The organism is Kitasatospora sp. NPDC001225 (genome assembly GCF_053597855.1).
Map to the genome: position 1 here is coordinate 55205 of NZ_JBSFJC010000001.1, position 25751 is coordinate 80955.

At 74.4% G+C, this 25751-nt stretch carries 21 protein-coding genes and 1 pseudogene; 16 read left to right on the top strand and 6 right to left on the bottom strand.

The annotated features are described in order from the left end of the window. Window positions 1–10: 10 nt before the first annotated feature. The 8 genes and pseudogenes from ACWDCZ_RS00235 (at window position 11) to ACWDCZ_RS00270 (ending at window position 9763) form a co-directional block, all read left to right on the top strand. Window positions 11–952 (top strand): annotated as a pseudogene (locus ACWDCZ_RS00235) (NTP transferase domain-containing protein). A gap of 20 nt (window positions 953–972) precedes the next feature. Further along, on the top strand, window positions 973–2157 hold the full coding sequence (locus ACWDCZ_RS00240; RefSeq protein ID WP_449814809.1) for a molybdopterin molybdotransferase MoeA: 1185 nt from the start codon (window positions 973–975) through the stop codon (window positions 2155–2157). A gap of 55 nt (window positions 2158–2212) precedes the next feature. Beyond that, window positions 2213–3274 (top strand): potassium channel family protein, encoded by a 1062-nt coding sequence (locus ACWDCZ_RS00245; protein WP_449814810.1) that lies wholly within the window; start codon window positions 2213–2215, stop codon window positions 3272–3274. A gap of 100 nt (window positions 3275–3374) precedes the next feature. After that, the gene (locus tag ACWDCZ_RS00250) at window positions 3375–4352 is read left to right on the top strand and encodes an NAD(P)H-quinone oxidoreductase (RefSeq protein ID WP_049659602.1); all 978 of its coding nucleotides are present in this window, start codon (window positions 3375–3377) and stop codon (window positions 4350–4352) included. Between the two features lie 149 nt (window positions 4353–4501). Then, complete coding sequence (locus ACWDCZ_RS00255; RefSeq protein WP_449814811.1) at window positions 4502–5278, top strand: hypothetical protein; 777 nt, start codon at window positions 4502–4504, stop codon at window positions 5276–5278. A 292-nt stretch (window positions 5279–5570) separates the two neighbouring features. Next, entirely contained in the window at window positions 5571–6185 is a 615-nt protein-coding gene (locus tag ACWDCZ_RS00260) for a bacterial proteasome activator family protein (protein WP_198959330.1), read from the top strand. A gap of 301 nt (window positions 6186–6486) precedes the next feature. Beyond that, on the top strand, window positions 6487–7932 hold the full coding sequence (locus ACWDCZ_RS00265) for a protein kinase domain-containing protein (protein WP_074001882.1): 1446 nt from the start codon (window positions 6487–6489) through the stop codon (window positions 7930–7932). Between the two features lie 112 nt (window positions 7933–8044). Further along, window positions 8045–9763: a protein kinase domain-containing protein gene (locus ACWDCZ_RS00270; protein ID WP_449814812.1), complete on the top strand. Its 1719-nt coding sequence runs from the start codon at window positions 8045–8047 to the stop codon at window positions 9761–9763. A 16-nt stretch (window positions 9764–9779) separates the two neighbouring features. On the opposite strand, the gene ACWDCZ_RS00275 is transcribed toward ACWDCZ_RS00270, so the two are convergent. Both ACWDCZ_RS00275 and ACWDCZ_RS00280 read right to left on the bottom strand, forming a co-directional pair. Beyond that, on the bottom strand, window positions 9780–10880 hold the full coding sequence (locus tag ACWDCZ_RS00275; RefSeq protein WP_449814813.1) for a phosphotransferase: 1101 nt from the start codon (window positions 10878–10880) through the stop codon (window positions 9780–9782). 64 nt (window positions 10881–10944) lie between these two features. Continuing rightward, window positions 10945–11604: a response regulator gene (locus ACWDCZ_RS00280; RefSeq protein WP_074001879.1), complete on the bottom strand. Its 660-nt coding sequence runs from the start codon at window positions 11602–11604 to the stop codon at window positions 10945–10947. A 426-nt stretch (window positions 11605–12030) separates the two neighbouring features. Between ACWDCZ_RS00280 and pdhA the strand changes: the two genes are divergently transcribed. From pdhA to ACWDCZ_RS00295, 3 genes are read left to right on the top strand one after another with little or no spacing between them, the layout of a single operon-like run. Continuing rightward, on the top strand, window positions 12031–13185 hold the full coding sequence (gene pdhA, locus ACWDCZ_RS00285) for a pyruvate dehydrogenase (acetyl-transferring) E1 component subunit alpha (RefSeq protein WP_049658931.1): 1155 nt from the start codon (window positions 12031–12033) through the stop codon (window positions 13183–13185). Next, window positions 13185–14159 carry an alpha-ketoacid dehydrogenase subunit beta gene (locus ACWDCZ_RS00290; protein ID WP_049658928.1) on the top strand — a complete coding sequence of 325 codons (975 nt, stop codon included), beginning with the start codon at window positions 13185–13187 and terminating at the stop codon, window positions 14157–14159. Before pdhA ends, ACWDCZ_RS00290 begins: the two co-directional genes overlap by 1 nt. Before the next feature lie 15 nt (window positions 14160–14174). After that, entirely contained in the window at window positions 14175–15611 is a 1437-nt protein-coding gene (locus tag ACWDCZ_RS00295) for a dihydrolipoamide acetyltransferase family protein (protein ID WP_387829748.1), read from the top strand. An 81-nt stretch (window positions 15612–15692) separates the two neighbouring features. Here the strand turns inward: ACWDCZ_RS00295 and ACWDCZ_RS00300 are convergent, their stop codons facing one another. Together ACWDCZ_RS00300 and ACWDCZ_RS00305 are read right to left on the bottom strand one after the other, a co-directional pair. Next, window positions 15693–16649, bottom strand: a complete 957-nt coding sequence (locus ACWDCZ_RS00300) for an LAETG motif-containing sortase-dependent surface protein (protein WP_449814814.1) — start codon at window positions 16647–16649, stop codon at window positions 15693–15695. A 212-nt stretch (window positions 16650–16861) separates the two neighbouring features. Next, window positions 16862–17779, bottom strand: coding sequence for an LAETG motif-containing sortase-dependent surface protein (locus ACWDCZ_RS00305; RefSeq protein ID WP_449814815.1), 918 nt, complete (start codon window positions 17777–17779; stop codon window positions 16862–16864). A gap of 365 nt (window positions 17780–18144) precedes the next feature. On the opposite strand from ACWDCZ_RS00305, the gene ACWDCZ_RS00310 reads away from it, so the two are divergent. After that, window positions 18145–19377: a M64 family metallopeptidase gene (locus ACWDCZ_RS00310; protein ID WP_079271989.1), complete on the top strand. Its 1233-nt coding sequence runs from the start codon at window positions 18145–18147 to the stop codon at window positions 19375–19377. A 60-nt stretch (window positions 19378–19437) separates the two neighbouring features. Beyond that, window positions 19438–20859, top strand: a complete 1422-nt coding sequence (locus tag ACWDCZ_RS00315; RefSeq protein WP_449814816.1) for an MFS transporter — start codon at window positions 19438–19440, stop codon at window positions 20857–20859. A 39-nt stretch (window positions 20860–20898) separates the two neighbouring features. Here the strand turns inward: ACWDCZ_RS00315 and ACWDCZ_RS00320 are convergent, their stop codons facing one another. After that, window positions 20899–21720 carry a maleylpyruvate isomerase family mycothiol-dependent enzyme gene (locus ACWDCZ_RS00320; protein ID WP_049656343.1) on the bottom strand — a complete coding sequence of 274 codons (822 nt, stop codon included), beginning with the start codon at window positions 21718–21720 and terminating at the stop codon, window positions 20899–20901. 174 nt (window positions 21721–21894) lie between these two features. On the opposite strand from ACWDCZ_RS00320, the gene ACWDCZ_RS00325 reads away from it, so the two are divergent. The 3 genes from ACWDCZ_RS00325 (at window position 21895) to ACWDCZ_RS00335 (ending at window position 24683) form a co-directional block, all read left to right on the top strand. Further along, the gene (locus ACWDCZ_RS00325; RefSeq protein WP_049656341.1) at window positions 21895–22692 is read left to right on the top strand and encodes a carbon-nitrogen family hydrolase; all 798 of its coding nucleotides are present in this window, start codon (window positions 21895–21897) and stop codon (window positions 22690–22692) included. Between the two features lie 209 nt (window positions 22693–22901). After that, on the top strand, window positions 22902–23918 hold the full coding sequence (locus ACWDCZ_RS00330; protein ID WP_449814817.1) for a GntR family transcriptional regulator: 1017 nt from the start codon (window positions 22902–22904) through the stop codon (window positions 23916–23918). Between the two features lie 117 nt (window positions 23919–24035). After that, on the top strand, window positions 24036–24683 hold the full coding sequence (locus tag ACWDCZ_RS00335) for a hypothetical protein (protein ID WP_049659440.1): 648 nt from the start codon (window positions 24036–24038) through the stop codon (window positions 24681–24683). 84 nt (window positions 24684–24767) lie between these two features. Here the strand turns inward: ACWDCZ_RS00335 and ACWDCZ_RS00340 are convergent, their stop codons facing one another. Beyond that, entirely contained in the window at window positions 24768–25553 is a 786-nt protein-coding gene (locus tag ACWDCZ_RS00340) for an SLATT domain-containing protein (RefSeq protein ID WP_074001872.1), read from the bottom strand. Window positions 25554–25751: the final 198 nt, after the last annotated feature.

Sequence of the window (25751 nt, forward strand, 5' to 3'; positions counted from 1 at the left end):
TACTGGCCGCATGACGCCGTACGACGTGATCGTCCCGGCGGGCGGGGCCGCCCGGCGCCTCGGCGGGGCCGACAAGCCCGGGCTGACGGTCGGCGGGACCACCCTGCTCGACCGGGTGCTCGCCGCCTGCGCGGGCGCCCGCACCACCGTCGTGGTCGGCCCGGTCCGGCCGACCGCGCGCGGTGGCGTCCACTGGACCAGGGAGCGGCCGCCCGGCGGCGGGCCGGTCGCCGCCGTCGCGGCCGGGCTCGACCTGGTCACCGCGGACACCGTGCTGCTGCTCGCCGCCGACCTGCCCTTCCTGGACCGGCGGACGGTGGACCGGCTGGTCGCCGCCCTCGACCGGGCCGGGGCGCACGGGGACGCCGCCGTGCTGGTCGACGCGGGCGGCCGCGACCAGCCGCTCGCCGCCGCCTACCGCACCGCCCCGCTGCGCGCCGCGCTGGCCGCCCTCGGCGATCCCGCCGACCAGCCGCTGCGCCGCCTGGTCGGCGGACTGCCCCGGCTGCGGGTGGCCGACACCGACAACGTCGCCTACGACTGCGACACCTGGGAGGACCTGGAGCAGGCCCGCGAGCGCGACCGGACCTGAGGCGCACCGCCCCGGCCACCGACGTGTGAGCGAAACGACGCGCCCCGCACACGGGGCGAACACTTCGGGAAACCACCGATCAGGCAGCATGGGCGCATGGAGCGCACGCTGGATGACTGGATCGCCGAGGTCAAGGCCGACCTGGGCATCGACCTGGACGTCGACGTCCACGGTCTGCTCGACACGGCCCGGGTGGTCGCGCACGGGGTGGCCCGGCCGGCCGCGCCGCTGACCGCCTTCCTGATCGGCTACGCGGCCGCCCAGCGGGGCGGCGGGGCGGCGGCCGTCGCCGAGGCGGCCCGGCGGACCGAGGCCCTCGCCGAGGGCTGGGGCCCCGCCGACCGGCCGGGCGAGTCGTGAGCGCGGTCGGACAGCCGACCGTGGCCGCACCGTCCACCGGTCCCGGCGTGCTGAGCTGGCCCGGCGCCCGGGAGACCGCGCGCCGGGCCGGGCTGCGCCCGCTGCCCGGGGTCCCCGTCCCGCTGGCCGAGGCGCTCGGCCGCACCCTCGCCGAGCCGCTCGGCGCGCTGACCGACCTGCCCGCCTTCGACACCTCCGCGATGGACGGCTGGGCGGTCGCCGGTCCCGGCCCGTGGCGGGTCGCCGGCCGGGTGCTGGCCGGACGGGCCGAGCCGGCGCCGCTGGCCGACGGCACCGCCGTGGAGATCGCCACCGGCGCCCAACTGCCGCCCGGCGCCACCGCCGTACTGCGCCGTGAGCACGGGTGGACGGACGCCGCGCTGCTGCACGACCGCGGCCCGCGGCCGCTGACCACCGGCCAGGACGTCCGCCCGCGCGGCCAGGAGTGCCGCCTGGGCGAGGAGTTGCTGCCGGCCGGCACCCCGGTCGGGCCGGCCGTGCTCGGCCTGGCCGCCGCCTGCGGCCACGACCGGCTGCCGGTCCGCCGCCGTCCGGAGGTCCGACTACTCGTCCTGGGGGACGAGTTGCTCACCTCCGGGGTGCCCGGGTCGGGCCTGGTCCGGGACGCGCTCGGGCCGCTGCTGCCGCCCTGGCTGCGGGCCGCCGGCGCCGGGACGCCCGAGGTCGGGTACGTCCGGGACGACTTCGGGCTGCTCCGGGACGCGCTGCGGCACTCCACCGCCGATCTGGTGGTCACCACCGGCGGAACGGCCGCCGGACCGGTCGACTTCCTGCACCGGGCGCTCGCCGAGGCCGGCGCCCGACTGCTGGTGGACGGCGTCGCCGTCCGGCCGGGGCACCCCATGCTGCTGGCCGAACTCCCCGGTGGCCGCCACCTGGTGGGCCTGCCGGGCAACCCGCTGGCCGCCGTCGCCGGGATGGTCACCCTCGTCCTGCCGCTGCTGCACGCCCGCAGCGGACGGACCGTCGGCCCGCCCGCCCTCGCCCCGGCCGCGGCCCCGCTGGCCGGGCACCGGACGGACACCCGGCTCCAGCCGGTCCGGCGGACCGCCGAGGGCGTCCTGCCGCTGGCCTTCGACGGCCCGGCGATGCTGCGCGGGCTGGCCAGGGCCGAGGCGCTCGCCGTGGTGCCGCCCGGCGGGGCGGCGGCGGGGGAGACGGTCGAACTGCTGGAGGTGCCGTGAACGAGGGAACCGTCAAGAGCCGCGCGTCCGGCGCGGGGGCGGCCGGGGTGGGCGCATGAGCCGGATCCGACGCAACCTCGCGCCCGGCACCGAGCCGTGGGCGGACGCCGGGATCGTGCTGCCCGCCCGACGGGCCGAGCCCGCCGTGCGGCAGGTCGGCTCCCGGCTGCTGCTGGCGCTCGCCGTCCTGGTCGCCACCACGTTCATCGTCTACTTCGACCGGGACGGCTACAACGACAACGCCGGCGGCGGGCTGAGCTTCCTGGACGCGGCGTACTACGCCACCGTGACGCTCTCCACCACCGGGTACGGCGACATCACCCCGTTCAGCGACGGCGCCCGGCTCACCAACATCTTCGTGATCACCCCGCTGCGCGTGGTGTTCCTGATCATCCTGGTCGGCACCACCCTGGAGGTGCTCACCGAACGGACCCGCCTGCAATGGCGGTTGAACCGCTGGAGGTCCACCGTGCGCGAGCACACCGTCGTCATCGGCTACGGGACGAAGGGCCGCAGCGCCGTCGACACCCTGATCGGGCAGGGGGTGAAGAAGGAGGAGATCGTCGTCGTCGACCCGCAGCGCAAGGTGGTCGACGCCGCCGCCCAGCACGGCCTGGTCGGGGTGGTCGGCGACGCCACCCGCACCGACACCCTGGTGCGCGCCGGGCTGCCCACCGCCGCGCGGGTGGTGGTCGCGCCGGAGCGGGACGACACCGCCGTGCTGATCACGCTGACGGCCCGCCAGTTGAACAAGGCCGCCACCGTGGTCGCCGCCGTACGGGAGGACGAGAACGCGCCGCTGCTGCGGCAGAGCGGCGCCGACGTCGTGGTGACCAGCTCCAGTTCGGCCGGGCGGCTGCTCGGGCTGTCGATGCTCAGCCCGCACGCCGGGGCGGTGATGGAGGACCTGCTGACGTACGGCAACGGGCTGGACGTGGTGGAGCGCCCGGTCACCCGGGCCGAGGCCGGGCACAGCCCGCGCGAGTGCGCGGACCTGGTGGTCGCGGTGGTCCGGGGCCGACGGGTGCTCAACTACACCGAGCCGGAGGCCGCCGTGCTCCAGCTCACCGACCGGGTGATCGTCATCAAGTCCAGCGCGGCCGCGCCGACGGGCTGAGCCGCGCCCACGGGCGGGTCGAGCGTCGCCCACGGGTCGAGCCGCGCCGACCGGTTGAGCCGCGCCGTGGAACCGCCCCCGCCCGCAGTAGGTTCGGGGCATGCATGCGATGACGATTCCCGTACCCGGCGGTCCCGAGGCACTGGTCTGGGCCGAGGTGCCCGACCCGGTCCCCGCCGAGGGCGAGGTCCTGGTCGAGGTGGCGGCCACCGCCGTCAACCGCGCCGACCTGCTCCAGCGGCAGGGCTTCTACAACCCGCCGCCCGGCGCCCCGCCCTACCCGGGGCTGGAGTGCGCCGGGCGGATCGTCGCGCTCGGGCCCGGGGTGGCCGGCTGGGCGGTCGGCGACGAGGTGTGCGCGCTGCTGGCCGGCGGCGGCTACGCGCAGCGGGTCGCGGTGCCGACCGGGCAGCTGCTGCCGCTGCCCGCGGGGCTGTCCGCCGAGCAGGCCGCGGCACTGCCCGAGGTCGCCTGCACGGTCTGGTCCAACGTCTTCCTCACCGCGCACCTGCGGCCCGGCGAGACGGTGCTGCTGCACGGCGGCGCGAGCGGGATCGGGACGATGGCGATCCAGCTGGCCAAGGCGGTCGGCGCCCGGGTCGCGGTCACCGCGGGCGGCCCGGAGAAGCTGGCGCGCTGCGCCGAGCTGGGCGCGGACATCCTGATCGACTACCGCGAGCAGGACTTCGTCGAGGTGCTCCGGGAGGCCACCGACGGGGCCGGGGCGGACGTGATCCTGGACATCATGGGCGCCAAGTACCTCCAGCGGAACGTGGACGCGCTGGCGGTCAACGGGCGGCTGGTGATCATCGGACTCCAGGGCGGGGTGAAGGGCGAGCTCGACCTCAACACGCTGCTGCGCAAGCGCGGGGCGGTGATCGCCACCAACCTGCGCGGGCGGCCGCTGGCGGAGAAGGCGGCGATCGTGGCGGCGGTGCGGGAGCACGTGTGGCCGCTGGTCGAGTCCGGGGTGGTGAAGCCGGTGGTGGACAGGGTGCTGCCGCTGGCCGAGGTGGCCGAGGCGCACCGGGTGCTGGAGCGCGGGGAGCAGGTCGGGAAGGTCGTGCTGCGGGCCTGAGCACGGGGGACCCCGGTGGCGGGGCGGCGGCCGGACGGGTGTGAATTGCCCGAAATGCCGTAACGGCGGGCGCGTGCGAATCTGGTCCGGAGCAGTCCCGCCGCCGATCCCGCCCCCGGGCGCCGTCGGCCGTCGGAAGGACTCCGACCGTGGCCGCATCTCCGCACGCATCCCTCGGGCCGCTGCCCGTCGCGCCGCACCACCGTCGTCCGTCCCGCCGTTCTCCGGGCCGCGCCCAGCGGCTGTTCGCGGCGGCCGTGCTGGGGCTCACGCTCCCGCTGGCCGCCGCCTCGGCGGCGGTGGCGCTGCCCTCGCCGGGGGCGCTCCCCCTGCCGGCGGCGTATCCCTCGCCGGACGCGGGGACGCGTGCCGAGCCGGGCGGTGGGCCGGCCGCCGAGCAGGACGACGAAGCCGACGACGAACCGGGCGTCCCCGGGCCGGTGGCGGCGCCGCCGCGGCGACCGCTGCCGCGTCCGCACCCGGCCGGAAACGCCCCGCAGGCCCACCGGCACCACCTGGCCTCGCTGCCCGAGCGCTCCGACGCCGCCGTGGAGCAGGCCCCCGAGCAGGTGCCGGAGCAGCTGCCGGACCAGGCCGCCGACCAGGCCATCGAGCAGGCTCCCGACCAGGCTGCCGAGCAGACCCCGGAAGAGGCCCCGGACCAGGCCGTCGGGGCCGAGCAGCCGGAGGCCGACGGGGACGCCGCGGAGGCCGAGGCCCCCGGCGCGGCCGCCGTCCCGGACCCGGCCGCGGCGAACACGGCCGAGGCGGTCGCCGGACAGCCGGTCGCGGCCGTGGCCGGGGTGCCCGCGCTCTTCCCCGCCCGCTGGCAGGACGCCTCCACCACCCAGCTCCCGCTGGGCGTCGGCCTGGGCCTGATCGGCTGCGGCCTGGGACTGGTCGGCCTGCGGCTGCGCAAGGACTGAGCCCCCAGGGCCGGGGCTGCGGTAGCGCAAGGGCTGGGGGCCCGGCGGGGCGCGCCGCGCCCGGAGCGGGCCCGGGGTTTCGGCGGCCACGGAGCGGCGGACCGCCGTGCGCGGGGCCGGGGTGCCATCGCCGAGCCGCCGGTGGCCGGTCGGCGGACCGGGTGCGGGAACTGAGTATCCGTACGGATTCCCGCAGGGCGTCCGGAGGCGTAGCGTCGTCACGGGTGGCGCAGGACGGCGGGACGACCGGGGGCTTCCGCCCGACCAACCCCAGTGAGAGAGAATGTTGTTCATGACGAATCCGATGAACGAGCGCCCGTCGCAGGAGCCCTTCCGGGCCGGCGGCGGGCAGTCGCAGGACGGCCAGAAGGTGCTGATCGTCGGACCGGACGGGCTGCCCGTGGGCCAGGGGTTCGCCGGTGCGGCTGGGGACGGGGACGACGAGGGCGACGTGCCGCGCGAGCTCCCGGTGACCGAGATGGTCGAGCAGCCCGCCAAGGTCATGCGCATCGGCAGCATGATCAAGCAGCTGTTGGAGGAGGTCCGGGCGGCGCCTCTCGACGAGGCGAGCCGGGTCCGGCTGAAGGACATCCACGCGAGCTCGATCAAGGAGCTCGAACTGGGGCTGGCCCCGGAGCTGGTCGCCGAGCTGGAGCGGCTGTCGCTGCCGTTCACCGACGACACCATCCCGACCGAGGCCGAGCTGCGGATCGCCCAGGCCCAGCTGGTCGGCTGGCTGGAGGGCCTGTTCCACGGCATCCAGACCGCCCTGTTCGCGCAGCAGATGGCGGCGCGGGCGCAGCTGGAGCAGATGCGGCGGGCGCTGCCGCCCGGGCTGCACAGCGGCGAGCCGGACGAGGACGAGCCGGGCCAGGGCCGCGGCATCCGCTCCGGCCCCTACCTGTAGCCGCACCCGGCGGTACCCGCCGGTAGGCGCCTCCGGGCCGCCCGGACCGCGGTCGGACCGGACGTACCACGACGATCCTCCCCGGCCCCGGGCCGCCGGGCCGGGCGGCCCGGGGCCGGGACCGGCCCCGGCCCTGGACCGATCACCGTCGGCGCGAGCCGATACCCTGGCCCCTGTCGCCGGCCGGTGGAACCGCCGCGGCAGGGGCCCGCCAGGCCAGCGGGCCGGGCCCACCACGCACGGACGAGACCGAACGTCAGGTTGCGGCGAGCACGGCCGCGCCGAGGGGGAGCAGAGGACCATGAGCGAGCACGGCAACGCGGCGGTCGAGGGCTTCTCCCTGGGCAACGGCCGCTATGTGCTGCAGCGGCTGCTGGGCGAGGGCGGCATGGCCTCCGTGCACCTCGCCCACGACCGCGTGCTGGACCGGCAGGTCGCGCTGAAGAGCATGCACAGCGAGCTGGGCCGGGACGACTCGTTCAAGGAGCGGTTCCGCCGCGAGGCCCAGGCGGTGGCCCGGCTGGAGCACCCGAACATCGTCACCGTGTACGACAGCGGCGAGGACATCGCCCCGGACGGCTCCAGCACGCCGTACATCGTGATGCAGCTGATCGACGGCAACGGCCTGCGCGAGGCGATCAACGAGGCGGTCGGCCAGTACGGCGCGATGCCGGCCGAGGAGGCCCTGAAGGTCACCGTCGGCGTGCTGAACGCGCTGGAGGCCTCGCACGACATGGGCCTGGTGCACCGCGACATCAAGCCCGGCAACGTCATGTTCGACCGCAAGGGCAACGTCAAGGTCATGGACTTCGGCATCGCCCGTGCGCTGGAATCCGGCGTCACGTCGATGACGCAGACCGGCATGGTGGTCGGCACCCCGCAGTACCTCTCGCCCGAGCAGGCGCTCGGCAAGCCGGTGGACGCCCGCTCCGACCTCTACTCGGTCGGCGTGATGCTCTTCGAGATGATCACCGGGCAGCTGGTCTTCGACGGGGACTCGGCGTTCTCGATCGCCTACAAGCACGTCCAGGAGGAGCCGCCGGCCCCCTCCACCCTCAACCGCTCGATCACGCCCGAGGTGGACGCCTTCGTCGCCCAGGCGCTGCGCAAGGACCCGGCGCACCGGTTCCAGAGCGCGGCGGCGATGCGGGACGAGGCGGAGCGGCTGATCGCGGCCGCCAAGGGCGGCGACAACGGGCACCGGCTGCAGGCCAGCACCCCGCTGGTGATCAACGAGGGCCCGCGCTCGGTGCACGCCGCTCCGCAGGCCCCGCAGACGCCCCAGCCGCAGTACCTCCAGCAGGGGGCCCAGCAGTACCGGACGCCGCCGCCCGCCTACCAGACGCCGCAGCCGCAGGCCCCGCACACCCCGCACCCGCAGTACCTCCAGCAGGGCGGGCAGCAGTACCAGACCCCGCCGCCCGCCTACCAGACCCCGCGGCCGCAGGCCCCGCACACCCCGCACCCGCAGTACCTCCAGCAGGGGGCGCACACCCCGCCGCCGCAGCCGATGCCGCAGCCGATGCCGCCGTACCAGCAGCCGAAGGCGCCCACCAGCGGCGGCGGCTGCTCGACGGCCGTGGTCGTGATCGGGATCATCGTCGGCGTGCTGGTGCTCGCGGGCATCATCATCGCGATCGTGGTCAACAAGGCGGACGAGAAGACGGGCGGCAAGTTCAGCCACGCGGACCGTCCCGCCGACGTGCTGGTCCTCGACCTCCCGGCCGACCGGAATGGCCTGCTCTGACGGTTTCCGGCAGGTTCGGGGGTACCACGGTCGTCCGCCGGAGGCGGTAGCGTTCGGGGATACGTAAGCGACAGGGCACCGCGATCCGAGCGAACGCCCGGGGCGAGGAGCGATGGCACAGACGCAGCAGCCGGACGACGACGCGGGTGTCCGGGCGGTCGGCCGGACCGGCGGAACCCCGAGGATTCCCGAGCCCGGCGGCGAGGCCCCGACCTCGGCGCTGCCGCCGGTCGCCACGGGCGGCCCGCACACCCCGGGCCGTGGCACCGCCGTGCCGCTGAGCACCGTCGGGGACGGCCGTTACCGGCTGACCTACCGGCTCGGGCGCGGCGGCATGGCCGAGGTGTTCGCCGCCGAGGACGTGCGGCTCGGCCGCACCGTCGCGGTCAAGCTGCTGCGCGGCGAGCTGGCCCAGGACGACGTCGCCCGGCTGCGCTTCACCCGCGAGGCACACGCCGTCGCGGCGCTCAACCACCACTCGATCGTCGCGGTCTACGACACCGGCGAGGAGTACGACGGGGACGAGTCCACGCCGTACATCGTGATGGAGCTGGTCGAGGGCCGCACCGTCCGCGAGCTGCTGGCGGACGAGGAGGCGCCGCCGGTCGACCAGGCGCTGATCATCATCGCCGGGGTGCTGGAGGCGCTCGCCTACAGCCACCGCAGCGGCATCGTCCACCGCGACATCAAGCCCGCCAACGTGAGCATCACCAACGCCGGCGCGGTCAAGGTGATGGACTTCGGCATCGCCCGGGCGCTGACCGGCGGTGCCACCACGATGACCCAGACCGGCATGGTCATGGGCACCCCGCAGTACCTCTCGCCCGAGCAGGCGCTCGGCAAGCCGGTCGACCACCGCTCGGACCTGTACGCGGCCGGCTGCATGCTCTACGAACTGCTCACGGTGCGACCGCCGTTCACCGGCGACACCCCGCTGTCGGTGGTCTACCAGCACGTCCAGGACCCGCCGGTGCCGCCCTCGCAGGCCAACGGCCGGGTGCCGGCCGGCCTCGACGCGCTGGTGCTGCGCTCGCTCGCCAAGAACCCGGACGACCGCTTCCAGGACGCCGACGAGTTCCGCGCCCACGTGCAGCACGCGCTGCGCGAGATGCACGGCGCGGGCGGGGCCGCCTGGGCCGGCGGGGCCGCGGTCGACACCGGCGCGACCCAGGTGCTCCGGCCGGACCAGGCCGCGGCCACCGCGGCCTTCGGCGCGGTGGGCCCGGCCGACCAGACCTCCGTGCTGCCGTACTCGACGGGCGGCCCGCACACCCCCTCCTCGCCCTACCCGGCGGCCGGCGGCCCGTACGGCGGCGGTGCCGGTGCGGGCGGGGACGACGAGGGCCCCGGCCGGCGGCGCGGGCCCTGGGCCTGGGTGGCCGGCGCGATCGCCGTGCTTGTCGCGGCCGGTGCGGGCATCGCGTTCGCGCTCAGCGGCAGCGAGCCCGCCGGCCACTCGGACATCTCGCCGCAGCCCCCGGCGGCCACCAGTACCGAGACGACCGCGCCCCCGTCCCAGAGCGGCCTGGCGACCCCGCCGGCCTCGGCCTCCGGCAGCAAGAAGCCGCAGCAGCCGACCGACCCCGGCAACAACAACGGGAACAACAACGGGAACAGCGGCAACAACATGTCGCCGTCGCCGAACACGGGCAAGCACACCCCGACCCCGACGCCGACCGGGACGGCCAGCCACACGCCGACCGGGACGGCGCCCGCGACGACGGCGCCGGCCACGACGGCGCCGCCGCAGACCGCGGGCCCCGGCACCGGGTCGCCGAAGCCGCCGACGGACCCGAAGCCGTCCATCCCGGTCGTGCCGCCGACCCCCTGACCCGGTCGGCGGCGGGTCAGTTGGCGAAGGCGTCCAGGACCTGCTCGTACTCCTGGCACCACCACGCCAGCTGGCCCGCGGAGGCGGGGTAGAGCGGGTCGGCCCGGTGGTCGGCCCGCTGGTAGCGCCACTGCAGCATCCAGAAGTCGTTCAGCCGCTCCCACCAGACCCGGTGGACGGCGGCGGCCAGGTGCTCGGCGGTGGCCGCCCCGGAGGCCCGGTAGGCCTGGGAGTAGCGGCGGACCCGGACCAGGTCGAGGGCGCCGGACGAGCGGTCGTTGAAGAGCAGCGTGGCGGCCCGGACCGCCTCCTCGGCGCGTGGCTGCGGGCCGAGCTTGTCCCAGTCCAGGACGGCCGCCACCCGGCCGCCCCGAGGGTCGTCCTCGTACAGCAGGTTGAGGCCGTGGAAGTCGCCGTGGGTCCAGCCGGTGGGCGGCGCGGCCTCCGGGGCGGGGCGGCGGTGGGCGTGCTCGGCGAGCAGTTCCAGCCGTTCCGTGAGCCGTTCCACCACGAGGGCGTCCAACTCCCCGGCCGGCTGGTGCTCCCGGGCGCGGCGCCGCAGGTCGCGGGCGAGTGCGGCGCTGTCGACGGGGTCGGCGCTCCGGTACCCGGCGGGTTGTTCGAGGGGGGCGCAGACGTCGTCGAGCGCGCCGTGCAGCCGGCCGAGCAGCGTGCCGAGCGCGTCGCACTGCGACGGGTCGAGCTCGTCGCCGTGCCGGTGCCGGCCCTCGACCCAGGGGAACAGGGCGAACAGCCGGCCGCCCCAGGCGGCCACCGTGCCGGACCGTTCGGCGCAGGCCAGCGGGGGTACAACGGGCAGGCCGAGGGTGTTCAGCGCGGCCATCGCGCGGTGGTGGGCGAGGATCTTCGGACGGCTGGCGGTGGCGGAGTCGACGTAGCACTTCAGGAAGTACGGACCGGCCTCGGTGGTGACCAGGTACCCCCGGTTCAACAGGCCCTCGGCGACGGGTTCGGTGGTCAGCGGCCGTCCGACCCGGTAGCGGGCCAGGACCTCGGCGAGCGCACCCCCCGGGACGGGGGGACTGAGGGTCCCCATCGGTGGTGCGGAGAGATCGGGGCGGGCCGGTGCGCAGGCAAGGGTCTGGCTGAAAGTCACGTGCAGAGGTTATGGCCCCCTTGTGGGGGCCCTTGACAAACCGTCAGTTCTGTGAAGGGCCGGATCAGTACTGGTGGTCGGCCTGGTGCCGCGCCACGAAGGCGGCCGCCTGGGTGCGCCGCTCCATTCCCATCTTGGCGAGCAGACTGGAGACGTAGTTCTTCACCGTCTTCTCCGCCAGGTGCAACTCGTTGCCGATCTGACGATTTGTCATACCTTCGCCGATCAGATCGAGGATCCGCCGTTCCTGCTTGGTGAGTTGGGCGAGCCGTTCGTCCTCCTTCTCCCCGCCGTCGCGCAGCCGGGCGAGCACCCTGCTGGTGGCGACCGGGTCGAGCAGCGAGCGGCCGGCCGCGACGTCCCGGACGGCGGTGATCAGGTCGGTGCCGCGGATCGCCTTCAGCACGTAGCCGGAGGCGCCGGCCATGATCGAGTCGAACAGCGCCTCGTCGTCCGAGAACGAGGTGAGCATCAGGCACTTGATCTCCGGCAGCTTGGACCGGATCTCGCGGCAGACCTCGACCCCGTTGCCGTCCGGCAGCCGGACGTCGAGCACCGCCACGTCCGGGTGGACCGCGGGGATCCGGGTGAGCGCCTCGGCGGCCGTGCCGGCCTCGCCGACGACCTCGATGTCGTCCTCGACCGAGAGCAGATCGTGCACGCCCCGCCGGACGACCTCGTGATCGTCGAGCAGGAATACCCTGATTTGTCCGTTATCAGTCACGTCCAAAGCCTCCCATAACACCGTACGAAAGACCTATCGCCCGGACCTCCATACCAACGCGATCCGGCCACAGCCGTCCGAAACCGATACCGAGAACCCCCTTACGTACGGGCGTCTGCCCGGATAACGTGCGCTGGTGTCCTGAAGGCGCTCGAATTGAGAGCTGCGTCACGCCGACCGTCACCCCCACCCTTCCGACGGCGAGCCGAACGCGGCACCCTCGGGGTTGTAGGCCCTGAACAAGTAGGACGTCCTAGCGCAAGCGCGTCGAGGGCGGACGCTGGGTAACGTTCTCGTGAGGGACGCCGTCGGAACAGGATCACCACCTGCCCCGCAGTGGGAGCGCACACCCACGCGCGCCCCGCGAGGCGGTGACCGGACCGGTCACCGGCGACCCCGGGCGGCCGGACAGACCGAGGAGTGAACGTGACCGTCAAAAGCACGGCGAGGGCCCGCAAGAAGGCGGCCCCCGGCGTCCCTGACACCCTCCGCGCCACGGGCAAGGACGCCCAGCCGGAGCTCGTCCAGCTGCTCACGCCGGAAGGCGAGCGGGTCGAGCACCCGGACTACCCCCTCACCACCACTCCCGAGGAGCTGCGCGCCCTCTACCGCGACCTGGTGCTGGTGCGCCGGTTCGACGGCGAGGCCACCGCGCTCCAGCGCCAGGGCGAGCTGGGCCTGTGGGCCTCGCTGCTCGGCCAGGAGGCCGCCCAGGTCGGCTCCGGCCGCGCCATGCGCCCCGGGGACTACGCCTTCCCCACCTATCGCGAGCACGGCGTGGCCTGGTGCCGCGACGTCGACCCGCTGAACCTGCTCGGCATGTTCCGCGGCGTGAACCACGGCGGCTGGGACCCGAACGAGAAGAACTTCCACCTGTACACCATCGTGATCGGCGCGCAGACCCTGCACGCCACCGGGTACGCGATGGGCATCACCAAGGACGGCGCCGACGACGCGGTCATCGCGTACTTCGGCGACGGCGCCTCCAGCCAGGGCGACGTCAACGAGGCCTTCACCTTCGCCTCGGTCTACAACGCGCCGGTGGTCTTCTTCTGCCAGAACAACCAGTGGGCGATCTCCGAGCCCACCACCACCCAGACCAAGATCCCGCTGTACCGCCGCGCCTCCGGCTTCGGCTTCCCCGGCGTGCGGGTCGACGGCAACGACGTGCTGGCCTGCCTCGCGGTCACCCGCTGGGCGCTCGACCACGCCCGCAACGGCAACGGCCCGGTGCTGATCGAGGCGTTCACCTACCGGATGGGCGCCCACACCACCTCCGACGACCCCACCCGCTACCGGCACACCGAGGAGACCGAGGCCTGGAAGGCCAAGGACCCGATCTCCCGGCTCCGCGCCCACCTGGAGAAGGAGGGCCTGGCCGACGAGGAGTTCTTCGCCGCCGTCGACGCCGAGAGCGAGCAGCTGGGGCTGCGGGTGCGCGAGGGCGTGCGCGGCATGCCGGACCCGGACCCGACCCTGATCTTCGACCACGTGTACAGCGAGCCGCACACGCTGGTCGATGAGGAACGGGCCGAGTACGTCGAGTACGCGGCCTCCTTCGAGGCGGGGGAGACCCACTGATGGCCGGTCAGCTGAGCATCGCCAAGGCGCTGAACGGAGCGCTGCGCAAGTCGCTGGAGAACGACCCGAAGACCCTCCTCATGGGCGAGGACATCGGCAAGCTCGGCGGCGTCTTCCGGATCACCGACGGCCTGCAGAAGGACTTCGGCGAGGACCGGGTGATCGACTCCCCGCTGGCCGAGTCCGGCATCGTCGGCACCGCGATCGGCCTGGCGCTGCGCGGCTACCGCCCGGTGGTGGAGATCCAGTTCGACGGCTTCGTCTACCCGGCCTTCGACCAGATCGTCTCCCAGCTGGCGAAGATGCACGCCCGCGCGCTCGGGCACGTCAAGATGCCGGTCACCATCCGCATCCCCTACGCGGGCGGCATCGGCGCGGTCGAGCACCACAGCGAGTCGCACGAGGCGTACTTCGCGCACACCGCCGGTCTGCGCGTGGTCACCCCGTCCAGCGCGCACGACGCGCACTGGATGCTGCGGCAGTCGATCGAGTCCGACGACCCGGTCGTCTTCCTGGAGCCCAAGCGCCGCTACTGGGACAAGGGCGAGGTCGGCGACGCCGCCGACCTGGGCCTGCACGAGGCCCGGGTCGTCCGGCCCGGCACCGACCTGACGCTGATCGCGTACGGGCCGATGGTCAAGGTCTGCCTGGAGGCCGCCGCGGCCGCCGAGGAGGACGGCCGCCGGCTGGAGGTCGTCGACCTGCGCTCGCTCTCCCCGGTGGACTTCGCCGCCCTGGAGGCGTCGGTCAAGCGCACCGGTCGGGCCGTCGTGGTGCACGAGGCACCGGTCTTCCTGGGCATGGGCGCCGAACTGGCCGCCCGGCTCACCGAGAAGTGCTTCTACCACCTGGAGGCACCCGTGCTGCGGGTCGGCGGCTACCACGCGCCGTACCCGCCGTCCCGGGTCGAGGAGGCCTTCCTCCCCGACCTGGACCGCGTGCTCGACGCCGTCGACCGCGCGCTCGCGTACTGACTCCGGGGAGCGAAGATGACCACCGAAGTTCGCTCGCTCCGCGAGTTCAAGATGCCCGATGTGGGCGAGGGCCTCACCGAGGCCGAGATCCTCAGCTGGTACGTCAAGCCCGGTGACACCGTCACCGACGGGCAGGTCGTCTGCGAGGTGGAGACCGCCAAGGCGGCCGTGGAGCTGCCCATCCCGTTCAACGGGGTGGTCGAGACGCTGCACTTCCCCGAGGGCGCGACGGTCGACGTCGGCACCGTGATCATCTCGATCGCGGTCGCCGGGGAGGCGGGTGCCGCGGCTCCGGCCGCCCCCGCCGCGGCGCCGGCCCAGGCGCCGGTTCCGGCTCCCGCCGAGGAGCCCGAGCCCGAGCGGCGCGAGGTGCTGGTCGGGTACGGCCCGCGCACCGGCGGCAGCCAGCGCCGGGCCCGGCGGACGACCACCACCAAGGTCGCCGCGACCAGGCCGGCTCCGGCCGCCGCCCCGGCCCCGGTCGCCGCACCGGCGCCCGCGGCCCCGGCCCCGGTCGCCGAAGTACCGTCCGGGGAGCGGCCGTTGGCCAAGCCGCCGGTGCGCAAGCTGGCCAAGGACCTCGGCGTCGACCTGCGCGCGGTCACCCCGACCGGCCGGGACGGCGTGATCACCCGCGAGGACGTACACGCCCACGCCGCCGCCCAGGCCGCTCCGGCGGCCCCGGTGGCGCCGGTGGCCGAGACCGCCGTGGCCGAGCCGGCCGCGCCGCAGGCGCCGGTGTCCGGCGCGGGCGACGTCCGGGTGCCGATCAAGGGCGTCCGCAAGGCGACCGCGCAGGCGATGGTGGCCTCGGCCTTCACCGCCCCGCACGTCACCGAGTTCGTGCAGGTCGACGTGACCCGCACGATGAAGTTCGTCCGCCGGCTCAAGGAGAGCGGCGAGCTGGGCCGGGACGTCCGGGTCAGCCCGCTGCTGATCGTCGCCAAGGCGCTGCTCACCGCGATCAAGCGGCACCCCGGGATCAACGCCCAGTGGGACGAGGCGGCCCAGGAGATCGTCCTCAAGGGCCAGGTGAACCTCGGCATCGCCGCGGCCACCCCGCGCGGCCTGATCGTCCCGAACATCAAGGACGCCGGCTCCAGGACCCTCTCGGGGCTGGCCACGTCGCTCGGCGAGCTGGTCGAGACCGCTCGTCAGGGCAAGACCTCGCCGGCCGACATGCAGGGCGGGACGATCACCATCACCAACGTCGGCGTCTTCGGCGTCGACACCGGCACCCCGATCCTCAACCCGGGCGAGGCCGCCATCCTGGCCTTCGGCGCGGTCCGGGAACTGCCGTGGGTGCACAAGGGCAAGGTGGTCCCGCGTCAGGTGACCACGCTCGCGCTCTCCTTCGACCACCGCCTGGTGGACGGGGAGCTGGGCTCCAAGGTGCTGGCCGACGTGGCCGCGCTGCTGGAGCGCCCGAAGCGCCTGATCACCTGGGGCTGACAGCCCGGTAGCACCGAAGAAGGGGCCCTCCTCCGCACCGCCGTGCGGAGGAGGGCCCCTTCGGTGTGACCGCCCGTTCGACTAGCGCTGGGGACGGAGTCGACGGACGGCGATCAGGACGCCCGCTCCGAGGGCGAGGAGGAGGGCGGAGGAGGCGGCGAGGAAGGTGTTGGTGGAGGAGGAGCCGGTCTGGGCGAGTTCGGGGGTGCCGGCGGGGGCGGTGGTGGCCGGGGCGGCGGAGGGCGTGGTCGGCTTCGGGGCCGGGGCGGCCGCGGCGGTGTCCTTGGTCTGCTCGGCGGCGGGCTTGGCCGGGGCCGGCTTGGCGTCCTTGGTGGGGGTGGGCTTGGGCTTGGCCGGGGTGGTCGGCTTGGTGCCGGGGGCGGTGGACCGTGCTACCTGGAAGGTGTGGTTGGCGTCGCCGGTGCCGTCGGCCGGGAACCCGGGGGCCTTGGCGATGGTGCCGACCCCGAGCTCGGTCAGGTCCTTGGGCGCCTTCGCGGAGAGCCCCACCCGGAACATGAAGTTCGCGGCCCGGCCGTCCTCCAGGCGCGGGGTGGTCGTCGCCGGGGACTCGACGGTGAACAGCGTCGAGTCGCCGTAGTGCCGCAGCTTGACCGGCTTCCAGCCTCCCGCGGAGGCGACCTCGACCGTCAGGTCCTCGATCCGCAGGCCGGTGCCGGAGTTCGGGTTGAACAGCGCGAGCATCGCGGAGACGTTCTGGTAGGGAGCGCCGGTGAAGTTGGTGACGGCGACGCCGATCTCGACCTTGGGGCCGCCCGCGATGATGGTCTGGCCGTCCGGGGTCATGTGGAACCCGGCCTTGTACGACCCGTGGTGGTCCGCGGTGGCCTGCCGAGCGGTCGCGGTGGGCGCGCCGGCGGCGGCGGTGCCGCCGTTCCCGGCGGCCCAGGCGGTGTCGGTGGTGAGGAGCTGGACGCCGCCGGCGAGGACGACGGTGGCGGCGAGGGTGGCGATGCGGCGGCGGCCGGAGAAGGCGCGGTCGTTCTTCGCGAAACGGGTGATAACGGACGTGCGCATGACGTGACTCCCCAAAGTCGTCGTGCTGGTGGTGTGTGTGCGAAGACGACCGGCTCCGCTGCTTCACGAGCGGAAGCGCCCCCCGGCTCTGCCGGTCTCGCTCTCCGTGCCTTCATCTGTATGGACGTGCATCCCCGCCGGGGGTTGCAGGCGGGTTTCGAGAATCTTTCGACCGTCGGCGCCGGGGCCCGCTCGGTGCCGACGATCGCAGGTCAGTGCTGGCGGCGGAGGCGGCGCACGGCGACCAGGGCACCCGCTCCGAGGGCGAGGAGGAGGGCGGAGGAGGCGGCGAGGAAGGTGTTGGTGGAGGAGGAGCCGGTCTGGGCGAGTTCGGGGGTGCCGGCGGGGGCGGTGGTGGCCGGGGCGGCGGAGGGGGTGGTCGGCTTCGGGGCCGGGGCCGGGGCGGTGTCCTTGGTCTGCTCGGCGGCGGGCTTGGCCGGGGCCGGCTTGGTGTCCTTGGTGGGCGCGGGCTTGGCCGGGGTGGTCGGCTTGGTGTCGGCGGTGTCCTGGGGGTGGGTCACCTTGACCGTCTTGAAGCCCGAGTCGCCCGGGCCCTGGGAGCCGGCCATCTCGGTCGAGGCCAGCAGGTCGATCGTGGTCACGCCGGCCGGGGTGCCGGCGGCCAGCGAGTAGCGGAACTTGAAGGTCGCCGAGCTGTTGGCGGCCATCCGCTGGCGCTGGGAGCCGGTGATGTCGACGACGCGGGAGCAGCCGTCGAGCAGCTGGAGGTTCTTCCAGGCGCCGGTGTAGTCCTCGTACTGGATCTTGACGTCCTTGAGGCGGGCCGCGGCGCCCGAGCCCGGGGTGTGGATGCCGAGGAAGGGCTCCATGCCGTGGGCGTCCTCGGCGGCCTTGTTGGTGACCTTGACGGAGACCTCGTTCCAGCTGCCGTCCGCCACCACGGAGGACTTGGCGGAGACGATGGCGGTGTCCGGGGACAGTCCGGGCACGTTGGCCGGAGCCTCGTACGCGCCGTTGAGCCGGTGGTCCCCGCAGGCCCAGGCGGTGTCGGTGGCGAGGAACTGGACGCCGCCGGCGAGGACGACGGTGGCGGCGACGGTGGCGATGCGGCGGCGGCCGGAGAAGGCGCGGTCGTTCTTCGCAAAACGGGTGATAACGGACGTGCGCATGACGTGACTCCCCAGGGTCATGGGTCTGACGGTGTGTGTGGGCGAAGACGACCGGCCCCGCTGCTTCACGAGCGGAAGCGCCCCCCGGCTCCGCCGGTCTCGCTCTCCGTGCCTTCATCCGTATAGACGCGCATCCCCGTCAGGGGTTGCAGATGGGTTCCGAGAATTTTTCGGAGTTCTTCGGCGGGCCTCGGAGACCGTCCGAGTGATGGTTGGTATGACCTGAATGATCCGGAAAGTACGGATCGTTCGGCCAGGTCGGTGACTTTTTCGCGGCCGGATAGGGGAGTCCCGGCCGCCCGGGTACGTCTCCGCTCCACCACCCGGGCGACGCCGGGTGACCGGAACCCGGAGGACGCACCCGTATGCCGCCTGGCAACCCTGGCCGTCTCGTCCGGAGTCTGGCCGCACTCGTGCTGGTGTCCGCCGCCGCCCTCCCGGGCGCCCTGGAGCTGGTCGGCCCCTCGCCGTTCGGCGTGATCGGGCCGGGGGCCGCCGCCGACCGCGCGGTGCCGCCGCACGCGGCCCTCCAGGCCGACCAGCGGATACCCGCGGCCGCCCCCACCGTCGACATACGCCGCACCGGGGACCCGGCCAACCGGATCACCCTGGTGCTGCTCGGCGACGGCTACACGGCCGGCGAGCAGGAGCTCTTCCGGCAGCAGGCCGACAAGGCCTGGCACGCGCTGATGGACATCGAGCCCTTCCGCACCTACCAGGGCTTCTTCAACATCAGACGGGTCGAGGTGGTCTCCCCGGTCTCCGGGATAGCGGAGTCCGAGAGCCGCGGCCGCAAGACCGCCACCCCGCTCGGCATGCACTTCTGGTGCGAGGGCACCGCCCGGCTGCTCTGCGCCGACGAGGCCGCCACCGCCCGGTACGCGGGGGGCGGCGCCGGGCCGCAGTACCTGATAGCCCTGGCCAACTCCACCGAGTACGGCGGCGCCGGCGGCACCGGGGTGACCACCCTGGCGGGCGGCAGCCCGGACGCCGGGCGGATCATCCAGCACGAGATCGGGCACACCGTGGGGGACCTCGGCGACGAGTACGACAGCGCCCCGGAGGACGCCGACTACCCGAACCTCGCCACCCTCAACGCCGACGACATGCGCAGGAAGCAGACCAAGTGGTGGCGCTGGCTGGGCGCCGAGTCCCCGGACGGGGCCGGGGTGGTCGGGGCGTACCGCAGCGCCAACGGCCTCTACCGGCCCACCCCGGACTCGGTGATGCGCACCCTCGGCAGCGCGTACAACCTGCCCTCGCGCGAGGCGATCATCGAGGAGCTGTACCGCAGGGTCCGGCCGACCGACGCCCCGGTGCCGGCCCCCGGCGAGGTGTCCGGGCGGCCCCGGCTCGACGTCCGGCCGCTGCCGCTGACCGGTCCGCGGCAGCTGAAGGTGGAGTGGAAGGTGAACGGCGTCCCGGTGACGCCGCAGTCCCCCGACGGCTCCTGGCTGGACACCGCCCCGCTGGAGCTGGCCCCGGGCCGGACGGCCACCGTGACGGCGACCGTCAAGGACACCACCGACTGGGTGCGGGACGAGGCCTTCCGGGAGCGCCACATGACCCGCTCGGTGTCCTGGACGCTGACCGGCTGAGGCGCGGTGCGCGCCCCGGATCTGGGCGTCCAATCATGGGATGACTAATCTGGTCGGACTATGACCGTGGAGCCCGCCCGTCCAGCCCCGTCCCCGTCCGTCCCCGCTCCCCGACCCGCCGCCGGGCCCCCGGCCGGCCCCGCGCCGGCGTCAGCGCCGGTGCCCGGACCCGTATTCGAGCCGCCCGGCGGCCGCGCGGCCTGGCTGGCCTGGTCCGTCGGCGTCAGCGTCTACATCCTGGCCGTCATCCACCGCACCAGCCTCGGCGTGGCCGGACTGGACGCCGCCGACCGCTTCGGCATCGGCGCCTCGGCGCTCTCCACCTTCTCGATCCTCCAGGTGCTGGTCTACGCGGCCATGCAGATACCGGTCGGCCTGCTGGTCGACCGGTTCGGGCCGCGCCGGGTGCTGCTGCTGGGCGTCCTGCTGCTGAGCGCCGGCCAGCTGGCCTTCGCGTTCAGCTCCTCCTTCGGCCCCGCGCTGGCCTCCCGCGCGGTGCTCGGCTGCGGCGACGCGATGACCTTCATCAGCGTGCTGCGGATCGCCGCCCGGTGGTTCCCGGCGGCCCGGAACCCGTTCGTCGCCCAGCTGACCGGCCTGGCCGGGATGGGCGGCAACCTGGTCACCACCGTGGTGCTCGCCCAGGCGCTGCACAGCGAGGGCTGGACGCCCACCTTCACCGCGATCGCGCTGCTGGGCGTGGCGGTGTTCGCGCTGGTCGCGCTCTTCCTCAAGGACACGCCCCCGCAGGAGGCCGCCGTACGGCCCGGGGAGGCCGGGAGGGGCGGGGCGACCGGGGCGCGGCCGAAGGTCGGCCAGCAGGTCCTCGCCTGCTGGCGGGAGCCGGGCACCCGGCTCGGGCTCTGGATCCACTTCACCACCCAGTTCCCTGGCAACGCCTTCGGCCTGCTCTGGGGCCTGCCCTACCTGGTGCAGGCGCAGGGCATGTCCCGGGCGGGGGCCGGCGGGCTGCTGACCCTGCTGGTGCTCAGCAACATGAGCTTCGGCTTCCTGTTCGGCCGGCTGCTCTCCGCCTCGGCGCGGGCCCGGATGCCGATCGTGCTGACCGTCGTCGTGACCACCGCGCTCGGCTGGGCGCTGGTGCTGGCCTGGCCCGGCGGCCACCCGCCGACCTGGCTGCTGGTCGGGATCATCCTGGTGATGGGCAGCAACGGCCCGGCCTCGCTGGTCGGCCTCGACTACGCGCGCGCCCGCAACCCCGCGGAGCGGCTCGGCACCGCCTCCGGGATCGTCAACATGGGCGGCTTCATCGGCACGATGATCACCCTGTTCGGCATCGGCGTGCTGCTGGACGCGCTCTCCCCGGACGGGGCCGTCGGGTACTCGGCCGACGCCTTCCGCTGGGCGTTCTGCTGGCAGTACGTCCCGCTGGCGGTGGGCACGGCGATGGTCCTGCGGCTGCGCCGGAAGGTCGCGGCGCAGGCGGTCGCGGCGCAGGCGGTCGCGGCGCCGGCGGGCTGAGCCCGGGGCCGTCCGGCCCCGGGCCCCGGGCGGCCCGCCTCAGATGGTGACCGAGAAGTTGGCCAGCACCCGCTCGGCCAGCTCCTGGTCGCCCTCGACGGAGACCGGGCCGGGCCGGCCGCGGCCGCAGGCGAGCCGCAGGTAGGTCTCCCAGTCCATGGTGAGCTGGACGTCGGGCGCCAGGCTGATCGACTCGTCCACGGTGCAGTGGCCGGTGGCGTCCACCCGGACGGTGCGCAGGAACTCCACCGGGCCGGTGACGTCCAGCACCAGGGCCGTTCCGGCCGGGGCCCCGGCCTTGGTGGCGACGGCCTTGGGCAGCAGCTCCAGCAGCACGTCCCGGGTGATCAGCGCGGCCGGGGCGTCCAGGTTGCCCGGGGCCTCCAGGGCCCGGCGCAGGTCCTGCTCGTGCACCCAGACGTCGAAGGCCCGCCTCCGCAGCAGCTCGTGGTACGGGACGTCCCTGGCCAGCGGCCCGGCCGGCCAGCGCACCGGCTCCTCGGGCGTCTGCTTGGCGTTCCGCAGCGCCCGGGAGCGCCGGATGATCGTGTACTCCAGCTCGCTGGTCATCTCCAGCGCGGTGTGGCAGCGGCGCTTGTCGACCGGGAGTTCGACGTAGCGGGCGAACTCGGAGGTCACGTGACGGAGGTCACGCGGCAGGGAGTGGATCGGGCGGGGGTCGCCGAGCAGGTCGGACTCGACCGCGATCACGTGCGAGACGACGTCCCGGACGGACCAGCCCGGACACTCGGTGGCCCGGTTCCAGGAGCCCTCGGGAAGGGGGGCGACCAGCTCCGATATGGACTCGATGGTCTGGGTCCACGCCTCGGTGTAAGCCTGCACGGTCTGGTTGTCCGTCACGGGAATCTCCGGCCCTCCGTCAGCTTCCTTGCCGCCTGTGCCCCGCCGTCACGGCCGACCGGGATGGTCCGGCTTTCCCGGCGCACACGCTAACCGCACGTTACGCTGCCGGGAGACAGCTGGGCAGCGCTTTCGGGTGACGATCGTAGGTCTCTTGCCGTGGACGGTGGTACTGTGCGCGCTTCATTGATCCAACTCGCGGTCTCCGACGCGGAGCCGCCCGCCGAGCGGAGGGCTCGGGCGGCCGCCCTGGTGCGGGCGCAACAGGGTGCCGACCTGGTGGTCCTCCCGGAGCTGTGGCCGCTCGGCGGCTTCGCCTACGACCTCTGGTCGGACGGCGCGGAGACGCTGGACGGGCCCACCTCGGACGTGATGTCGGCCGCCGCCCGGGCCGCCGGGGTCTGGCTGCACGCCGGTTCGATCGTCGAACGCGATCCGGACGGTCCGATCTACAACACCTCGCTGCTGTTCTCCCCGGACGGCGAGCTGGTGCACACGTACCGCAAGATCCACCGCTTCGGCTTCGACAGCGGCGAGGCGGTGGTGATGGGCGCCGGGCAGGAGATCGTCACCGCGCCCACCGACTTCGCCACGCTGGGCCTGGCCACCTGCTACGACCTGCGCTTCCCGGAGCTGTTCCGGGCGCTGCTGGACGCCGGCGCGCAGCTGCTGGTGGTCCCGGCGGCCTGGCCGGCCCGGCGGCGCGAGCACTGGACGCTGCTGGCCCGGGCCCGGGCGGTGGAGGAGCAGGCCTTCGTGCTGGCCTGCAACACCGCCGGGACGCACGCCGGGGTCGAGCAGGCCGGGCACAGCATCGTGGTGGACCCGTGGGGCCGGGTGCTGGCCGAGGCGGGGGCGGACGAGGAGGTCCTGACGGTCGAGTTCGACCCGGCCGAGGTGGCCAAGGCGCGCGAGGAGTTCCCGGTGCTGCGGGACCGCCTGCTGGGGATCCCGGCGCCGGTCCAGCGCTGAGCCGGAGCGGCGCCCGGAGCGGGGGCCGGCACGGCGGCGGGAGCGGGGGACGGGGCGCGGTCGGGACGGCGCCGGGGCGCCGCGGACGGCGTTCCGGAGGGTTGGTTCGTACCTGGGTCGATCGGGTTTGAGAAGATGAGCACTCGTCGTGTTCCCCGCCGGCCCGTACGAGGGCCTGCCCGGTCGGCCCGCCCGAGGAGGTCGCGCCCATGCCTGACAACGGCGCAGGCGACACCCCCCGTCCCGTCATCCACCGCAACAGCCTGCGCGAGCAGATCGCCGGCGCGCTGCGCGAGGAGATGATGGCCGGCCGACTCGCGGCCGGCCGCAACTTCACCGTCAAGGAGATCGCCGAGCTGTACGGCGTCTCCGCGACCCCGGCCCGCGAGGCCCTGGTCGACCTCGGCGCGCAGGGCCTGCTGCGGGCCGAGCACCACCGCGGCTTCACCGTGCCCGAGCTCGGCTGGGACGACTTCCTGGAGATCTTCGAGTCCCGGGTCCTGATCACCGACAGCTTCCACCGCCAGTACACCGCCCGCCGGGCGCTGCCCGACCTCAGCCGGCTGTCCTCGCTGCACCGCCGGGCCGACGCGGCGGTGCGGGCCGCCCGGGCCGGGAACCTGGACGTGATGGTGGGCTGCGACCGCCGGTTCTGGCAGGAGGTCGGCGCGCTGCTCGGCAACCGCCGGATCGCCGACTACCTGGACTGGCTGCGGGTGCAGTCCTGGATGTTCGCCGCCCGCTACCTGCGGGAGCTGCCCGCGCTGGGCGGGGTCTGCTGGGAGCGCCACCCGGACCTGGTCGAGGCGATCGAGGCCCGCGACCCGCTCGCCGCGCACCGGATCATCTGCGAGTACAACCTGTACACCGTCCGGCTGCTGGCCGGGCTGGCCGGACAGCCGCTGGAGTCGGTGACGGTCCTCGGGCTGCTCACCGAGTTCGCCGGGGAGGAGCCGCCGGCGGTGCCGGTCGAGCCGCCGCCCGCGCCGCCGGCCCCGCCTGCGCCGGCCGCCGAGTCCGCCGCCGGGCCCGGCGCGGCCCGCGCCGAGCGGAGCCGCCGCAGCGACGAGGTCGGCCGGGAGCTCGGCCGTGAACTGGGCCTGGGCCTCGGCCTGGTGCCGCAGCCGCGCGCGACGCCGTACGGCCGGTTCGGCCGGCGGCTGCCCGAGCCGCCCCCGGAGGCCCCGCGGGGACGGTCCGACCCGCACGCCGCGCCGGGCCGGTAGGGTGGGCGGGCGTCGGACCGGGCGCCCCGCCAACGGGCCGTCCGGGTACCGACCCAAGCCCCCGTCGTCGCCCCGTCTCCGCGGGCGATCCCCGCCTCCGGAGAGGAACTGCCGGCCATGGCCTGCGACCTCTGGCTCGTCCCGCTGGTGGACGTGCTGAGCCACAGTCCCGACAACCCCTTCCGGGACGACCTCGCGCTCTACAACGCGGTGCTGGCCTCGCGCGGGCTGCCCGAGGTGCCGGTCTACCAGTTCGTCCCGGGCATCAGCGGTGCGGTCGAGCCGATAGCCGCCTTCGACTACGACTCGCTGCACTTCCTGCGCCGCGCCTACCTGTTGGGCCTCACCGGACTGGACATCACCCCGGTCGACACGCTCGGCGGCGACTACGAGCAGCTGCTGGAGATGTTCGAGAGCGGCGCCGAACAGTCGCACCTGGTCTGGCACTTCGACCACGCCGGCGCGTACGTGCCGGTCGAGTTCGCGGTGCCGCTGGTGGACGAGACGCTGCTCGCCTCCGGTGGTCCGCTCGGCTCCAGCCACGGGCTGCTGCGCGAACTCCAGGCCGTCGCACCGGCGCTGGGCATCGACCCGCTCAACCCGCCGGACCCGACCCGCCCGCTCGGCCCGACCGGCCTGGAGCAGCCGTTCGGGCCGCCGATCGACGACGTCCACCCCTTCGCCCGGGAGCGGCACGCCTGGTCGGGCCTGTACGCGGCGGCGACCAGGAGCGTCGCCCAGGGCTCGATGATCGTCTTCGCCTGAGCCCTGAGCCCTGAGCCCTGAGCCCCGAGCCCCGAGCCCCGAGCCCCGAGCCCTGAGTCGCGATCCGGCTCCCGGCCCCGACCGCTAGCGCAGCGGCCCCTCCGGCGGCCGCTGACGCGGCATGGTGGGCCGGGTGCCCGGCGGCGGCAGCACCCGCACCTGGGCGCCCACCCCGGGCTCGCTGCGCCCGCCCCAGGCCCCGCCGGACTGGGTGGGCAGCTGGGTCATCGAGGCGCGGAACTCCAGCATCCACTCCGAGGTCTCGGAGCGGACCATGTCGGAGACGTCCTCGCAGAACCGGCGCAGCACGCCCAGGCAGCGCTCGGCGGCCTCGCCCGCGGTGCCCTCGGTCGGGCCGAGCACCTCGCGCACGCACTCCGACGCCCAGTCGAACTGGAAGGCCTCCAGGCGGCGTTGCAGCGCCTGTCCGGTGGAGACGTCCCGCATCCAGCCGGAGGTGAGGCCGAAGACCCGGTCGACGGCCAGGCAGCCGGCGGAGAGCGCGAAGCCGACGTAGCCCCAGCCGGTGCCGTTCGCGAAGGCGCCGGCCAGGTCGACCAGCGGGGCGGTCACCCCGCCCACCGCGAAGCCGGCCGCGCCGAACCGCAGCAGGCGCGCCCAGCGGCGCTTCCAGATCCGGTCCCGGCGGTACCACTCGATGGCCTCGACCGCCCGCTCCTCGGACCAGCGGTAGAGCTCCTCCAGCCGTTCGGCGGGCTCGCCCCAGTCCCCGAGCGGGAACTGTCGGGTGCTCAGATCGTCCCGGCGTCGGGTGGAGGCCCGTCGGACGACGGCGGCGGCGGGCGGGTCCTCCTCGCCGATCTCCTTGCCCCAGGCACTCTCCTCGGGCTGCATTTCCGGCTGGCTCACCTGTGGGGCTCCCTGTGGCGGGCGGACTGCTGGGTCTGTCGGCGCAACGGCTGACGTGGTGTCCGCCGGTGGTTCTCCAACAGCACTTCTTACCGCCAAATGGCTGACCGTGGGGGCGCTTCTCCGCTGATCGTTACCGGTTTCGGCCAACGGAACCCGAGGTGGGCGGGTTGCGGGGGTCGGCGAGATTTCACCCGT

What these genes read in the sequence shown, in the direction of transcription:
- ACWDCZ_RS00310 (WP_079271989.1), top strand. Translation starts at nt 18,145, where the DNA reads ATGCCGCCTGGCAACCCTGGCCGTCTCGTCCGGAGTCTGGCCGCACTC.
- ACWDCZ_RS00260 (WP_198959330.1), top strand. Translation starts at nt 5,571, where the DNA reads ATGACGAATCCGATGAACGAGCGCCCGTCGCAGGAGCCCTTCCGGGCC.
- ACWDCZ_RS00335 (WP_049659440.1), top strand. Translation starts at nt 24,036, where the DNA reads ATGGCCTGCGACCTCTGGCTCGTCCCGCTGGTGGACGTGCTGAGCCAC.
- ACWDCZ_RS00315 (WP_449814816.1), top strand. Translation starts at nt 19,438, where the DNA reads ATGACCGTGGAGCCCGCCCGTCCAGCCCCGTCCCCGTCCGTCCCCGCT.
- ACWDCZ_RS00300 (WP_449814814.1), bottom strand. Translation starts at nt 16,649, where the DNA reads ATGCGCACGTCCGTTATCACCCGTTTCGCGAAGAACGACCGCGCCTTC.
- ACWDCZ_RS00265 (WP_074001882.1), top strand. Translation starts at nt 6,487, where the DNA reads ATGAGCGAGCACGGCAACGCGGCGGTCGAGGGCTTCTCCCTGGGCAAC.
- ACWDCZ_RS00330 (WP_449814817.1), top strand. Translation starts at nt 22,902, where the DNA reads ATGCCTGACAACGGCGCAGGCGACACCCCCCGTCCCGTCATCCACCGC.
- ACWDCZ_RS00270 (WP_449814812.1), top strand. Translation starts at nt 8,045, where the DNA reads ATGGCACAGACGCAGCAGCCGGACGACGACGCGGGTGTCCGGGCGGTC.
- ACWDCZ_RS00305 (WP_449814815.1), bottom strand. Translation starts at nt 17,779, where the DNA reads ATGCGCACGTCCGTTATCACCCGTTTTGCGAAGAACGACCGCGCCTTC.
- ACWDCZ_RS00250 (WP_049659602.1), top strand. Translation starts at nt 3,375, where the DNA reads ATGCATGCGATGACGATTCCCGTACCCGGCGGTCCCGAGGCACTGGTC.
- ACWDCZ_RS00290 (WP_049658928.1), top strand. Translation starts at nt 13,185, where the DNA reads ATGGCCGGTCAGCTGAGCATCGCCAAGGCGCTGAACGGAGCGCTGCGC.
- ACWDCZ_RS00245 (WP_449814810.1), top strand. Translation starts at nt 2,213, where the DNA reads ATGAGCCGGATCCGACGCAACCTCGCGCCCGGCACCGAGCCGTGGGCG.
- ACWDCZ_RS00295 (WP_387829748.1), top strand. Translation starts at nt 14,175, where the DNA reads ATGACCACCGAAGTTCGCTCGCTCCGCGAGTTCAAGATGCCCGATGTG.